The 13,771-nt window shown below is 69.1% G+C and carries 18 protein-coding genes; 7 read left to right on the forward strand and 11 right to left on the reverse strand.

The features are described from left to right. Positions 1–63 precede the first annotated feature (63 nt). From H5T77_RS24085 to H5T77_RS24095, 3 genes are read right to left on the reverse strand one after another with little or no spacing between them, the layout of a single operon-like run. A complete protein-coding gene (locus H5T77_RS24085; protein ID WP_292653142.1) occupies positions 64–852 on the reverse strand; it encodes a pentapeptide repeat-containing protein in 789 nt (262 codons plus the stop codon). A 33-nt stretch (positions 853–885) separates the two neighbouring features. Then, on the reverse strand, positions 886–1,560 hold the full coding sequence (locus H5T77_RS24090; RefSeq protein WP_292653143.1) for an SGNH/GDSL hydrolase family protein: 675 nt from the start codon (positions 1,558–1,560) through the stop codon (positions 886–888). Continuing rightward, positions 1,557–2,975, reverse strand: a complete 1,419-nt coding sequence (locus H5T77_RS24095; protein WP_292653144.1) for an MFS transporter — start codon at positions 2,973–2,975, stop codon at positions 1,557–1,559. The genes H5T77_RS24090 and H5T77_RS24095 overlap by 4 nt, the downstream gene beginning before the upstream one ends. 66 nt (positions 2,976–3,041) lie before the next feature. Here H5T77_RS24095 and H5T77_RS24100 point away from each other — a divergent pair, with 66 nt between their 5' ends. Beyond that, a complete protein-coding gene (locus H5T77_RS24100) occupies positions 3,042–3,641 on the forward strand; it encodes a TetR/AcrR family transcriptional regulator (protein WP_292653145.1) in 600 nt (199 codons plus the stop codon). 150 nt (positions 3,642–3,791) lie between these two features. Here the strand turns inward: H5T77_RS24100 and H5T77_RS24105 are convergent, their stop codons facing one another. From H5T77_RS24105 to H5T77_RS24115, 3 genes are all read right to left on the reverse strand, one after another. Further along, the gene (locus tag H5T77_RS24105) at positions 3,792–4,202 is read right to left on the reverse strand and encodes an ArsI/CadI family heavy metal resistance metalloenzyme (protein ID WP_292653146.1); all 411 of its coding nucleotides are present in this window, start codon (positions 4,200–4,202) and stop codon (positions 3,792–3,794) included. Positions 4,203–4,298: 96 nt separating this feature from the next. Further along, the gene (locus H5T77_RS24110) at positions 4,299–4,910 is read right to left on the reverse strand and encodes a TetR/AcrR family transcriptional regulator (protein WP_292653147.1); all 612 of its coding nucleotides are present in this window, start codon (positions 4,908–4,910) and stop codon (positions 4,299–4,301) included. A 15-nt stretch (positions 4,911–4,925) separates the two neighbouring features. After that, positions 4,926–5,597, reverse strand: a complete 672-nt coding sequence (locus tag H5T77_RS24115; protein WP_292653148.1) for an enoyl-CoA hydratase-related protein — start codon at positions 5,595–5,597, stop codon at positions 4,926–4,928. Between the two features lie 141 nt (positions 5,598–5,738). On the opposite strand from H5T77_RS24115, the gene H5T77_RS24120 reads away from it, so the two are divergent. After that, positions 5,739–6,125 carry a pyridoxamine 5'-phosphate oxidase gene (locus H5T77_RS24120; protein WP_292653149.1) on the forward strand — a complete coding sequence of 129 codons (387 nt, stop codon included), beginning with the start codon at positions 5,739–5,741 and terminating at the stop codon, positions 6,123–6,125. A 35-nt stretch (positions 6,126–6,160) separates the two neighbouring features. Beyond that, the gene (locus tag H5T77_RS24125; protein WP_292653150.1) at positions 6,161–7,063 is read left to right on the forward strand and encodes an NAD(P)H-binding protein; all 903 of its coding nucleotides are present in this window, start codon (positions 6,161–6,163) and stop codon (positions 7,061–7,063) included. Between the two features lie 29 nt (positions 7,064–7,092). Here the strand turns inward: H5T77_RS24125 and H5T77_RS24130 are convergent, their stop codons facing one another. The 4 genes from H5T77_RS24130 to H5T77_RS24145 form a co-directional block, all read right to left on the reverse strand. After that, positions 7,093–7,803, reverse strand: coding sequence for a CPBP family intramembrane glutamic endopeptidase (locus tag H5T77_RS24130; RefSeq protein WP_292653151.1), 711 nt, complete (start codon positions 7,801–7,803; stop codon positions 7,093–7,095). A 97-nt stretch (positions 7,804–7,900) separates the two neighbouring features. Next, positions 7,901–8,875 (reverse strand): cyclase family protein, encoded by a 975-nt coding sequence (locus H5T77_RS24135; RefSeq protein ID WP_292653152.1) that lies wholly within the window; start codon positions 8,873–8,875, stop codon positions 7,901–7,903. A 287-nt stretch (positions 8,876–9,162) separates the two neighbouring features. After that, a complete protein-coding gene (locus H5T77_RS24140) occupies positions 9,163–9,681 on the reverse strand; it encodes a hypothetical protein (protein ID WP_292653153.1) in 519 nt (172 codons plus the stop codon). Then, positions 9,678–10,127, reverse strand: coding sequence for a nuclear transport factor 2 family protein (locus tag H5T77_RS24145; RefSeq protein WP_292653154.1), 450 nt, complete (start codon positions 10,125–10,127; stop codon positions 9,678–9,680). The genes H5T77_RS24140 and H5T77_RS24145 overlap by 4 nt, the downstream gene beginning before the upstream one ends. 138 nt (positions 10,128–10,265) lie before the next feature. Here H5T77_RS24145 and H5T77_RS24150 point away from each other — a divergent pair, with 138 nt between their 5' ends. The 4 genes from H5T77_RS24150 to H5T77_RS24165 all read left to right on the forward strand — a co-directional run bounded on the left by H5T77_RS24150 (position 10,266) and on the right by H5T77_RS24165 (position 12,900). Further along, complete coding sequence (locus H5T77_RS24150) at positions 10,266–10,859, forward strand: CGNR zinc finger domain-containing protein (protein ID WP_292653155.1); 594 nt, start codon at positions 10,266–10,268, stop codon at positions 10,857–10,859. Between the two features lie 43 nt (positions 10,860–10,902). Further along, a complete protein-coding gene (locus H5T77_RS24155; RefSeq protein ID WP_292653156.1) occupies positions 10,903–11,361 on the forward strand; it encodes a DUF6196 family protein in 459 nt (152 codons plus the stop codon). A gap of 46 nt (positions 11,362–11,407) precedes the next feature. Next, entirely contained in the window at positions 11,408–12,253 is an 846-nt protein-coding gene (locus H5T77_RS24160) for an alpha/beta fold hydrolase (protein ID WP_292653157.1), read from the forward strand. A gap of 71 nt (positions 12,254–12,324) precedes the next feature. Beyond that, entirely contained in the window at positions 12,325–12,900 is a 576-nt protein-coding gene (locus H5T77_RS24165) for an NADPH-dependent FMN reductase (protein WP_292653158.1), read from the forward strand. 46 nt (positions 12,901–12,946) lie between these two features. Here the strand turns inward: H5T77_RS24165 and dnaB are convergent. Continuing rightward, positions 12,947–13,771: replicative DNA helicase (dnaB, locus tag H5T77_RS24170; RefSeq protein ID WP_292653159.1), on the reverse strand; the 825-nt coding region annotated here is incomplete at its 5' end.

Consider the following 13,771-nt stretch of genomic DNA (forward strand, 5'->3'; position numbering starts at 1 on the left):
TGGCAGTCCGGATCCGGGTCCGGACTGCCACTTTCGCCCACTCCCGGGCCCTTGGGACCGGGCCTACGCCCAGTGCGCCGGGCGGGCGAGACCGTCGGGGAGCCTGGTACTCGCGTCGCCACGCAGGGCGTTGACCTGCGACTGGCCGAGGAAGAGGGCCTGGGAGAGATCCGCACCGGCCGCAGCGGCGTCACGGAGATCGGCGCCGAGCAGGTCGGCATCGACCAGGTCGACGCCGCGCAGGTCCGCGGCCATCAGGAGCGCACCCCGCAGGTCGGCACGGCGCAGGTCCCGCCGACGCAGGTCGCGGCCGACGAGGTCGGCGCCGTTGAGCGCAGCGCCCGCAGGGCGGCGTACCTCCGCACTCACCTGCCGAAGCGCATCCCCGACCACCGCGCGGAGCGCGGGGACGTCGGTGGCGAGCACCTGGTCGGCGGTGCCGCCCGCCGCTGCGGAGACCCGTTCGGTCACCGCGGTGAGCTCGGTCGAGGTGCCACGCCATCCGGCCTCCTCGAGCAGGGCCAGCATCTCGTGCAGCTGACGCATCACCCCGAAGACGTCGAACATGCTCTGCCGCAGGTCCGGCTCCGTACGCCAGTCGGTGCCGCCGAAGGTCACCTGAGTGACCTGCTGGCCGGCGCCGGAGCACTCGAAGACCGTGCACCCGGCATACCCGCGATCGCGCAGCCGGTCGTGGATCCCGCACCCGAAGTCGTGGCCGAGGTGACGGCACGGGTCACCGGCCGCCTTGTCCTCCGGGAAGTCCGCCGAGCGGCTGAAGGAGAGCGCGACGCAGCACAGACCGGCGCAGCTGGAGCAGTCCGAGCGGTACGCGGAGTCGGGACGGGTCACGGCCCCATCCTCCCGTAGGCGCCAACCGGGTCGTCAGGCGAGCGCGTCGACGATGGCCGCAAAAGCCACCGCGTGCCCACGGGCGTTGCCGTGGATGCGGTCGCGGGCGTAGATGGCCGGGTCGGCAGACAGCGGGTGGTGATGCGTGTCGATGTGGATCCCACCCAGGCTCCTGGTGATCTCCGCGGTGATCCGGTCCAGGGTGTCGAACCGCTCGGCCATGTCCGCCGCCTGCTCCGCACGCACCAGCCCGGACCGGGCGAGATCGAAGAGCCCGACGGTGAGAACCACAGCACCGCTCTCCGCCAACGGCCTCAGGAGCAGCTCGAGCTCCGTGCGCAGCTGGCCCGGGTCGTACGGGTTGAAGGCGTCGTTCCCGCCCGCGCTGACGAGCACGGCGTCGGGCGCGAAGGCCAGCGCCGGCTCGAGCTGCACCTCGCGGATCTCGGCGACGGTCAGGTAGGGGATGGCGAGGTTCACCGACTCGAAGCCGGGACGGGTGCTCGCCAGGGCGTCCACCAGACGCTCGGCGAAGGATTCGTCGCGGTAGCCGTCCAGCGGGCCCCGTATGCCAGCGGTGACGCTGTCGCCGAGCACCGCGAACCGCTTCCACGGCTGGTGGCGGAGCCTTTCGGCGGCGGTCTCGGGGTCGGTGCAGTAGGGGTCGGTCGCCTCGAGCTCGAAGCTGGCGGAGCGGGTCTCGGTCATCGGTGGGTCTCCTTCGCGGGAGGGGTGGTGGGCTGATTGGTGGGAACGTGGGGCACGACCGGGCGCAGCAGCGCCGCGCCGGTCAGAGCGAGCAGGGAAGCCAGGGTGGTGAACCAATAGACCCCGGCGTACGGGCGGACAGCGGTGGTGGCGTCGAGCTGGACGAGCAGCACGGACAGGACGGCGATACCGAGGGCGCCGCCGAGCTGCCGAGCGGCCATCAGCAACCCGGTCACGGCAGCGAAGTCCTGCGGGGCGCTCGCCGTCGCGCCGGCCGTCGAGATGCCGACGGTGGCGAGGCCGACACCGATCCCCATCAGGGTGCCCACCGGCAGCCAGAGGCCGAGGAACTGTGGAGTCGTCGAGATGCTCAGCGCCAGCAGCGCGCTCGAGGTTGCCTGGAGGGTCGCCCCGACCGCGATCATGCGACGCGGCGGGAACGGCACCTTGACCCGGCCGACCCCCAGTCCGACCACAGCGGCCGCCAAGGCTGCGGGCGTCATGGCCAGGCCGGCGCGGAGCGCCGAGTACTGCCACACCTCGACCAGGAAGAGGACCCCAAGGAGCATCGTGGCGAACAATGCGATCCCGTACGCGGTCGAGATGCCGGTCGTCACCGCGACACCGCGGTTCCGGAGCAGGTCGATCCGAAGACCAGGATGCTCGTGGCTGCTCGCCCGCCGGACCGCTCCGACCGTGGCGAGGATCGCGACCGCGGCCGCGGCCAGGACGAACCACGACCCCCATCCCCGGGCGGGCGCCTCGGAGAGCCCGAGCACGAGAGCACCGATCGCGACCGCGATGAGCAGGCTCCCCAGGACGTCGGGCAGACGACGCGTGGCGGCGTCTCCGGCACGCAGCGGCCGCGCGGCCCAGACGACCCAGACGCCGAGCGGCACGTTGATGCAGAACACCGCCCTCCAGTCGATCCACTCGATGACCACGCCACCCAGGGCTGGGCCTGCGGCGGCAGCCAGCGCACCGGCTCCGCTCCACAGCCCGATGGCCGCACGCCGACGCTCGGGAGGAACCTCGGCGAGGATGAGAGCCAGGGAAGCCGGAGTCATCAGCGCCGCCCCGACGCCCTGCAGCGCCCTTCCGACGAGCAGCAGCTCGAAGGTCGGCGCCAGCGCGATGACGAGCGAGCACGCGGTGAAGAGACCGACCCCGAAGCGGAACAGCCGGGCTCGGCCCGCCGCGTCGGCCGCGACGCCCGCCGGTGCGAGGAAGGCGGCGAACGGGATGACGTACGCCGTGGCGACCCAGGCGGCCGCGGTGACACCGACCGAGAACTCAGCGGCCACGGGTGGCACCGCCAGATTGGTCACCGTGGTGTCGAGAAAGGCGAGCACGGTCGCCGATGCGCCGACCTTGACGGCGAGCGCCGGTCTTCGCGAGGTGTGTGAGGAGTCCATGCGAGCAGATTAAGCGTACGATCGTACGTTATGCAATAGAGTTCAATCGTACGCTAAACTCCGGGCATGGCAGGACGTGCATCCGCGCAGGCGGCACTCGAAACCCGACGGAGCGTGGTCAAGGCAGCCGCCGACCTGGCTTCGATCGAGGGACTGGACAGCGTGACGATCGGCCGGCTGGCCGAGATCGTGCAGATGAGCAAGTCGGGGGTGATCGGCCAGTTCCGCACCAAGGAGGCCCTCCAGCTGGAGACGGTCGAACTGGTCTTCGCCGACTTCCGGACCCGGGTCTGGGACACGGTCAAACGGTTCCCGCAGGGGCTCCCCCGGCTTCTGGCCGCATGCGACGCCTGGACGGAGTACGCCGCGGACCCCGGCTACCCGGGCGGCTGCCTGATGACCCAGGTGACCTACGACTACGACGGGCGCGACGGCGCCGTCCACGAGCGCCTGCTCGAGGGCCGCAACCAGTGGCGAGCGACGTTGCGGGCCGACCTGGCCACCGCCGTCGAGGCCGGTGACCTGCCCGAGGACACCGACGTCGAGTCGGTCGTGTTCGGGCTCGAGTCGCTCGCCTCGTTCATCACCCCCGCCCGCCTTCTCCACGGCGACATGCGCGCCGCAGAGCGCGCCCACCAGGGCATGCGGCGGATCATCGGCGCCTAGCAGGAGGTCCGACGACCCGGAGCCGCCGGATACACCGATCCCGCCGGACCAGAACCTCGCGGCCTGGCCCGACGGGATGGCGACCCGGTAGCACCCCTCAGGCCGGATCGGGCCAGAAGCACGTCAAAGGCGGCGTAGGCCCGATCGGCGTCAGCAGCAGCCCGCGGCCGCAGGCTCGGGCTCGGCTGGGGTGTCGCTGTCGGCGAGCACGGTGTAGACCTCCCACCGCTCGCCGTTGGGGGCGTTCTCGACCCAGAACTTGTCCTGCTTGGCGTAGCAGCAGGTGGTTTCCCGCTCGTCGACCGACGCGAACCCGGCGTCGTGCAGCCGGGTCTGCTCGGCGTCGACCGCGTCGGTGTCGGCGACCTCGACGCCGAGGTGGTTGATGGAGCCGCCCTGGCCGGGGTTCTCGACGAGGACCAGCTTCAGGGGCGGCTCGGCGACGACGAAGTTGGCGTATCCGGGCTTGGTCTTGGCCGGTTCGACGCCGAACAGGGTCGAGTAGAACGCGACGGACTTCTCGAGATCGTCGACGTTGAGCGCGAGTTGGATGCGTGACATGGGATCCTCCTGAGGACATATTGATGTCTGTCAATATGAGACTCTGCACCTCATATCGACAACTGTCAATGTTTTACGCCGCGGCAGCCGGAGGAGTCAGCCGCCTGGCGCCGGGGGCGCGGCCGACGCGATCCCCCAGACAGCGTGCTCGAGCGAGTGCGCAGCGAGGGGGTCGGCGATTTTCTCGGCCTGGAGCAGCAGCGCTCCGGGCAACGTGACCACACAGTGGCGTACGACCTCGACCGCTGCGCGGTCCCGTCGGTCCCACAACTCGGAGGCGAGGTCGACGAGGAGCGTGCCGAGCTCCTTCTGGAGGTCGACCAGCTGAGTTCGCGCCGGCTCACCGGGGTCCGCCACCAGCAGGTCGTCCGCGGTGACCGCGAGCAGGAGACGAGCACCGTCCGCGTTGTCCGTGGCGTACGTCGCCGGAGCGAGCGCCGCCGCGACGAGGGCCGAGGTCGCATCGCCGTCGCGCATCGCCTCGCGCACCCGTTCCCGCTGGAAGGCGAGGAAGCGGCCGGCCTCCTGAGCCCAGACGCGCGCCAGCAGGCCGGCGCGAGACCCGAACGCGTGATAGACCGCACCGTTGGATGCGCCCGACGCCGAGCTGAGCGCCCGGATCGTCAGGCCGTCGGCGCCCCGCTCGATCCAGAGGCTCCGGGCGTGGCCGAGGAGGTCATCTAGGTCGTGCTGACGGGGACGTCCCATCGTCTGCTCGGCGACTCAGGCCGGCTCGGCGTTGCCGGAGCGGAGCGCCGCGACCACGTCGGCGAACATCCTGGCCTTGATCGTGCCGAGCGTGGCGCGGTCCTTGCCCGCCAGGTCGCGCACGAACCCAGCGGCCGTCTCGGCCAGTTCATCGGCGGCGGCGGAGCCGTCGACCAGCCCCACCGCGACGGCCTCTCCCCCGCCGTAGCGCCGGCCGGTCGCCATCGCGTCGAGCGCGGCACGCGGCGTCAGCTTGCTGGTGACCAAGGCGTTCATCCCCGGCGTGAAGGGGATGTGGATGTCCACCTCGGGGAAGCAGAAGTAGCCGCGGTCCTCGCGCATCACCCGGTAGTCGTGCGCCATCGCCAACATCGCGCCGGCACCGAACGCGTGCCCGTTGACCGCGGCGACCGTCGGCACGGGCAGGGTGAGGATGCGCGCGAAGAGCGCCTCGACCCGCTCGACATAGCTGTCGTGCTGATCGAGGTTCTGCCCGAGCCATTCGAGGTCGAGTCCGTTCGAGTAGAACTTGCCGCCGCCGGTCGAGACCAGCACGGCCGGCTCGGTCGTCGACTCGAGCTGGTCGAGAGCCTGCCCGACGGTCTCGAGCCAGTCGGGCGAGAAGCGGTTCTCGTCGGTGCCGAGATCGAGTGTCCATACCGGTCCGTCGTGGGAGATGGTGACCATGCTGCTGCTCCTTCGTCTGCGACCCGCGCTTCGCGGGACTGGCTGCTGCGTCGACCGTAACAGAGCGCCGCTCTAAAATCGGTCGGACGTGTCGTACGCCACGGGCGGGCCGACGGCGCCGGCCGGACTATGGTGATGAGCATGAGCATCCCGGTCGCCCTGCCTGATCTCGCTGCCGCCCTCGAACGGTTCGGCAGCGGGTTCCTGCTGACCACCGCCGGCGAGCGGATCAAGGTCGTGGTCGTGGACCCGGTCGTGGAGGGCTCGTCCCTGCGCGTCTCCGATCCCGGCGGCGGCACCCGTGCGAACCTCGCCGCCAACCCGGTGCTCACCCTCACGTACGCCCCGCTCACACCGCGCGACCACGCGCTGATCATCGACGGCACCGGTCGCGTCGAGGGCTCCGACGTCGTGGTGACGCCGACCGGCGCCGTACTCCATCGACCGGCATCGCACGCCTCCGAGCAGGTCGCCGACGACGGCTGCGGGCACGACTGTCGGCCGGTCGACTCGTCGGGCTCGGCCTGACGCGCGACAGGGTGGCGCGCCCGTAGGCTCGACCCATGGAGACCACCGTTCTCATCACCGGCGCGACCGGGTTCATCGGTCGACGACTGGTCGCGGAGCTGACCGAAGGCGGCACCAGGGTGCTCGCGATGACCAGGCGTCCGGACGACTACGACGGCCCCGGCGAACCGGTGGGAGCCGACGTGGGCGACCCCTCCTCCCTGGCCACCGCGCTCGAGGGGGTCGATGTCGCGATCTATCTGGTGCACTCGCTCGACCACGACGACTTCGAGGATCGCGATGCGCGGGCAGCACGCTCCTTCGGTGCCGCCGCAGCCCGGGCCGGGGTACGCCAGATCGTCTATCTCGGCGGGCTCGGCGACGACGGCGACCTCTCGCCCCACCTGCGTTCCCGCCGCGAGGTCGAATCCCTGCTCGGTGAGGCCGGAGTCCCCGTCACGACGCTGCGGGCGGCGATCGTCGTGGGCCACGGCGGGGTCTCCTGGGAGCTGACCCGGCAGCTGGTCAAGAACCTCCCGGCCATGGTGGTGCCGAAATGGACCTCCACGCGGACACAGCCCATCGCCGTCGACGACGTGATCCGCTATCTGGCAGGTGTCATCGACAACCCGGACACGATCGGCGAGACCTTCGAGATCGGCGGCCCGGAGGCGATGACATACCTCGACATGCTGACCGTCGCCTCCGAGCTGGCCAACGGCCGATCGATCCCGGTCGTCCCCGTGCCGGTGCTGACACCCCGGCTGTCGTCGTACTGGCTGGCGCTGGTGACCGACGTCGACCTGACGACCGGGCGCAACCTGATCGATTCGATGACCACTGAGGTCGTCGTGCAGGACCGGCGCATCCTCGATGTCGTCCCCGGCGAGCCGCTGCCATATCGCGAGGCCGTACGCCGGGCGCTGGCCGAGCGGCTGGCCGACGGGAAGAAGGTCTGAGGGACCACGCTCGCCGCCGCACGACTCCCTCAGCCGAAGAGCAGCGGGAGGGCCAGCAGCATCGACAGCGACCACGCGCAGTGGGTGAGGATCGGGGCGAGGACGCCGCCGGACGCGCGCCGCTCGAACCCGACCACGACCCCGAGCAGGATCGCCGCGAAGGCCAGCATCACGTTGCCGGTCGCCAGCGTCGCGATCACGTAGGCCACCGACGTCCAGACGACGGGATGTCGGGGCAGGGCCGCATAGACCGCGCCGCGGAAGAACAGCTCCTCCGCCACCCCGTTGACAGCCGTCACCACGATCAGGATCGGCAGCGAGCCCTGATCGGCGAAGTCGACCACCGAGCGCACCTGCCGTTCCAGCCAGGCGATCTCGCGCACGACCAGGCCACCGACCACGAAGACTCCCGCCAGCCCCAGGCCGAGCAGGATCGGCGACAGCACCGGGCGGACGAACCTACGCTCGCCCTCCCCGTCCCGCTGGCGCCAGGCACCGATTCGTCCCAGATGCAGCGGCCCGGAGGCGAATGCGCCGATCGCCCACACCCCGGCCAGGGCGAAGGTCGCCGGATAGAACCAGAAGCTGCCAGGCTCGATGCGGAGCGAGAATCCGAGCACCACCGCGCCGAGCACCACGAACCCGACCGTGACCAGCTGACGGCGGCGCAGAGCGGCGTCACTCTGACGGTGATCACGCGGGACGACGTCCCACAAGGACCGGCGCACCCAGCGACGCACGAGACCCCCTCGCTCCGGTGACGGCTGCGTTCGCGTCCAACCTACGGGGCCGACGTGCCGAGGTGGACGTATCGGACCGCCTGCGGTCGAAGATTCGTCAGATGACGGCGACGGCGTTCGCCGGCGATCCGGTCGCACCGGTGACGTTGAGCGGCTTCACGCTGACGAAGGCCTCCCACCGTTGGAGATGGTCCATTCGGCGCGCCAACGGCCCGAGGCGCCACAGCTCCCCGAGCGGCATGCCGAGCTTGGCCAGGAACTCCTGGTGCATCGTGCCGCGGTCGTTCAACGCCGTCTGGAGGAAAGGCGAGTCGGGTACGGCGGGCAGGCACTCGACCGCGAAGGTGTCCGCGGCGAGCAGCGCCAGCCCGTTGTCCCAGGCCCAGTCGAGGACCTCCTCGCTCTGCGCGATGCCGGTGGCACGGCCGAGCGCCTGCTGCGCCAGCTTCTGCTCGACGGTGAGCTCGAGGAACCACTCGCACCACCCGGTGTGGAGCATGACGACATCACCGGCGCGCAGCTCGATCGTCTGCGCGGTGAGGGCCTGGTCGATGTAGGCGTACGGGATCGGCTGGCCGGCCTCGTGGTCGAGGCTCTCCTCACGTCGGGCGAGGAGGCCGGCGATGTCCACCAGGATGCCGCGGCTCACGATGGGGCGGTCGGCCCACACCTGGATGCCGAGCTCTTCGCTCCCGGGCGCGATCAGCTCGTCGGCGGTGCCATCGTAGAACCCGACGTCATCGGCGCGCCGGTGCCGCAGCCCGTCGACCTGGCTCGAGGACTCGAGGTAGTAGCCGTTCAGGTAGTCACCACGGTGAGCCGGGTGGTCGCCGTAGATGATGTGCTCGGCCGGCTTCGCGACCTGGGACATCCCCGGCATGAACGCGTCGATCGGGTAGTCGAGCCCGAAGGTCTCGCCGAGCTGGACGATGCCGGCCGCGGCCACCACGCTCTCCTCGTCCGCGAACGACGGGGTGCCGCGCCAGGGATCCGCGAAGAGCTCCCAGGACGTGCCACGGAGCAGCCCGGGCCGGTCGTGGAGCTCGGCCCGGCTCGGGAGATCGTGCGTCATCGGACTGCTCGGAGATCGGAGCTGACGTGGGTGAGGCAGGCGGTGCGGGGGATCGAGTTCGCCATGGGTCGTCGCTTTCTCGGGCCGACGGGACGCCGGGGCCCAGATTCTTCGCGATGGCACCGTCGCGGCGCCAGGGCTTGTCGGAGATTGCTCGGCAAAAATACCGGGACCCCTATCGCGATCACCTGCGAGGTGATCGGGAACGAAGAAGCGTACGAAGCGCCTGACTCTTTAGGCTCGTCCCAACAGGCTACCCCGGAGGAGTAGAGCGAAGGCGAAGAGCGCTAGTCGGCGTGATGCTGCCGGTAGCGCTGATAGAGCCGCTCCAGGAACGCATCGAGCTCGGTGGCCATCTCGTCGTTCAACACGGGGAAGGAGAAGGTCGACTTGCCCGTACGGCGCTTGCGGAACGCCTCCGATGAGCCCTCGAGCGCGTCCGGCCAGGTGTCGGCCGCCACCCTCGCGGCAAGGGCATCGAGGACATGGGTGTACGCATCCGGGACCTGTATGTCCAGAGTCATCCCGTCGCCTCCCGCAGTGATGACGAAGGTGAAGAACGAGCAGCAGTCGGTCTCGCGGGCGATCAGGCCACCCGCCCTCTTGGCGATCTCTGCGTCCGGGATGAGCTTCAGTCGCAGCTTCGTCGGCGCCACCCGATCGGCGCCGCGGACGGCGTCGATGAAGAAGTCGTCGAACTCGGCGACACGGAGAGGCTGCTCAGCGGTGGGCAGGCTGCACGTCGGCGGGACCCAGGAGTCGCCTCGGGTCGTGCCTGCCATCTCATCGGGCGGCTCCGGCTTCATCGGAGCGGAAGCTCCGGAACCGCGCCGGCAGCCGGCACAGCCAAGCGGCGATCGGTGTGCGCGATGGCGACGTCGTTGATGCTGGCTTCGCGGCGCTGCATGAGACCGTCCGGGGAGAACTGCCACAGCTCGTTGCCGTAGCTGCGCCACCACCGGTCGTCGGCATCGCGCCACTCGTACTGGAACCGGACAGCGATGCGGTCGTCGGTGAACGCCCAGAGGTCCTTCTGCAGTACGTAGTCGAGCTCGCGCTGCCATTTGCGAGTCAGGAACTCCACCACCTCTGCCCGACCGTTGATGAACTCGTCGCGGTTCCGCCAGATCGTGTCGGGCGTGTAGGCGAGGGAGACCCGCTCGGGATCGCGGGTGTTCCAGGCGGCCTCGGCGGCCTTCACCTTCTGGTACGCCGTCTCCGCATCGAACGGCGGGAGCGGTGGTCTGACCATGGGAACTCCTTCAACAGTTGCCTGCGAGTGCGGCGACCAGGGCTCCGTAGCCTGGTCCGACACGGATCTTGATTAATGATATATAGTAGCTTTTCCATTAGGTCAACGAGTTTGGAAGCAGAGCGAGGTGAAGGTCCGGTGGTCGACACGGAAGTCCCGAGCCTGTATCCCGATCAACCTGCGCCGATTCGACTGATGAACACGATCTGGGCTGATCGCGGTGATCACCACGACTGCTTGACGACCGTTCAGGTGGCCCGATCATGGATGCGGTCTGCGGAGATCCGCGGTGGCAGTCGGCTGGGCGCCGATCAGCTCGACCGACTGCGGGAGCTGCGCGACGGCCTGCGTCGGGTCGCAGCGCACGTCACCGCCGACGATCGCGAGCATGCGCAGACCGACCTGACGCTCGAGGAGGCGATGGCTGCGATCAACGCTCCTCTCGCGTCCTCGCACCTGCTCCTCGCGCGGTCGGCGGATGACACCGTCGAGGTCAGTTGGCAACACGACGCCGAGGGGTTCGACACCGTCATCGCCGAGCTCGCGTTCGAGGGCGCCCGCCTGTTGGGCGATCCGAACAACGAGCTGCTGCCCTGCCACGGACCCGGCTGCGTGCTGTATTACGTCCGAAGCAAGACCAGGCGGGCGTGGTGCGGACCGATCTGCGGCAACCGTGCGCGAGTGGCTCGCCACTATCGACAGAACCGGGATTCACGCTCACCCTCCGCGTGACGCCGGCTCTGTACGAAACCATCGAACCGAAGGGGTCCCCACCATGGTGAGCATCAGCAGGGAAACCACGGCACAGACTCACGAGCGCCTCCGCGCCGTGATCGCGCAGGCCGACTTCGTGGTGCATCAAGGTGTCTGGGTATTCGAAGAATTGCCTGTCGACCAGCCCCCAGAGATCACCACAGAGACCCTGGCGGTCGTCAGGGACGAGGAGAGCTGGAGCCGTCTGGTCCCGCTCACCCGCCCACACCACGAGGTCGAGAAGTTCGGGATCTTCTCCTTCCACTTTCCCGACAGCTCGGACAACAGCGGGTTCGTCGGCTGGCTTGCATCCCACCTCAAGGCCGAGCTGGGCACTGGCGTCTTCGTCGTGTGCGGCAGCAACTCTGCCCGCGGTGGCATCTACGACTACTGGGGCTGCCCCGCCGAGCTTCTGGACCAGGCCGTCGCCGCCGTCGCTGACCTGCGCTCTCCCGGCCTGGGTGCCACAGAGCAAAACTAATGGATTATCACTAGATGATCATTAGTCATCGTGCTACACATCTCCCATGCACGAATCCGCCGACTCGAGAGTCTCGCGGGCCGCGATCGAGGTTGATGGCGAGGCCGCGAGCTACCTGACTGTGCCCCAGGACGGCCCAGTTGTGTTGCTGCTCCACGGCACGTACTGGAGCCGTGTCTGGCTGCCGGTACTCGACCGGATCGCGGATGCGGGCTTCAGGCCGATCGCGGTGGATCTTCCCGGGATGGGGCACTCGGGAGGAGAGCTGGACCTCGAGACGGCCACGGTGCCTGCCCTTGTGGACTGGGTGGTTCGATTCACCTCAGCGCTGCACATCTCCGGGCCGGTCGCTGTCGCGGGCCATGACATCGGTGGCGCGATCGCCCAGCATCTCCTTGTCCACAACCGGTTGGAGGTCACTCGACTGGCCTTGGTCGACTCGGTCACCTACGACTCCTGGCCGGTGCCGAGCGTCGCCCGCTTCCGGGATCCGGAGATCATCGCGGCGACCACCGCTGATGAGTTCCTCGCTGCGCGCAGGGAGGCGGTGACCGAGTCGTTGGCCGGCGCGGCGAGCGCACGCAGGATCGCGGAGTATGTGGATCCATGGACTGATCCGCGAGTCCGCCGCTCCTGGATGGCCATGGCGGGCGCGGCCGACAGCCGTTACACGCTCGAGGTCGTCCCCGCACTGAAACGCTCCGCGACGCCCAAGCTGCTGATCTGGGGCGAGGACGACGGTTCCCAGAAGGTGGAGTACGCCGAGCGGTTCGCCTCGGAGATCCCCCACACCACACTCATCCGCATCCCGGGGGCGGACCACATCCCCACCGAGTCCGCCCCCGGCCAGATCGCTCACGCACTCGCCGACTTCTTCACCGTCGGCGGCTGAGGTACGGCCCGGGGCGGGCCACACAGCCGCGCCAGACCTGACGCGGTCCATCAGAGGAGAGGAACACACTCATGACCGACATCGACGTCGCCGTACTGCTGGGAAGTCTGCGCGCCGACTCCATCAACCTGGGCATGGCCCGCGCGCTGACCGCAGTCGCACCCGACGGCGTACGCGTGACGATCGTCGACGGGCTGGCGGAGGTGCCGTTCTACAACGAGGACATCGACAACGGCAGTGTTCCTCCGGCGGCCCGAACCCTGCGCGAGCGGGTCGCAGCCGCGGATCGGCTGATCGCGGTCACCCCCGAGTACAACGGCTCGACGCCGGCAGTGCTCAAGAACGCCATCGACTGGGTCTCCAAGCCGTACGGCGAGGGGGCGATCATGGGCAAGCCCTTCGCCGTTGTCGGTGCCGCGCCCACGCCGTACGGCGCGAAATGGTCGCACGAGGCCACCGCCCGTTCGGCAGAGATCGCCGGAGCGAGAATTGTCCCCGATGCGACCTTGAGTCAGTCGGCGACGGACATCGATGTGGCGACCGACCCGGGCGTTCGCGCGGCGCTACGCGTGATCCTGGAGCGCTTGGTGGCATTCGAGAACGGCACCGACGTCGCACACGACGAGGCAGTCCGCGACTCGGCCTGAGCAGCGACTCGCGACGCGGCGGCTGCCTGCTGCAGAGCAACCAGCCTCAGTGGGCCATGTCGACGAAGCGGCTGTAGTGGCCCTGGAAGGCGACGACGAGGTCGCGGGTGGGGCCGTTACGGTGCTTGGCGATGATCACGTCGGCCTCGCCCGGGCGGGTCGACTCCTTCTCGTAGACATCGTCGCGGTGGAGGAGGACGACCATGTCGGCGTCCTGCTCCAGCGAGCCGGACTCACGCAGGTCCGAGACCGCCGGGCGCTTGTCGGCGCGCTGCTCGGAGCCACGGTTGAGCTGGGACAGCGCGATGATCGGGACCTCGAGCTCCTTGGCCAGCAGCTTGATCTGACGGGAGAACTCGGAGACCTCGAGCTGACGGGACTCGACCTTCTTGCCGGAGCTCATCAGCTGGAGATAGTCGATGACGATCAGCTTGAGGTCGTGGCGCTGCTTGAGCCTTCTGGCCTTGCTCCGGATCTCCATCATCGTCATGTTGGGGCTGTCGTCGATGAACATAGGCGCGCTGGAGACCTCGCCCATCTTCCGGGCCAGCTTGTTCCAGTCGTCGTCGGACATGTTGCCGTTGCGGATGTGGTTGAGCGGCACCTTCGCCTCGGCACTCAGCAGACGCATGGTGATCTCGGAGCGGCTCATCTCCAGGCTGAAGAAGACGCTGGTCAGGTTGTTGTGGATCGAGGCCGCACGACAGAAGTCCAAGGCGAGCGTTGATTTCCCCATAGCCGGGCGGGCCGCGACGATGATCATCTGGCCGCCGTGGAAGCCGTTGGTGAGCTCGTCGAAGTCGGCGAAGCCGGTGGGCACGCCGTAGAGGCCGGCCTCGCGGTTGGAGATCGCCTCGATCTCGTCGAGGAC

The sequence above is a fragment of the Nocardioides sp. genome (genome assembly GCF_014360585.1).
GTDB lineage: Bacteria > Actinomycetota > Actinomycetes > Propionibacteriales > Nocardioidaceae > Nocardioides.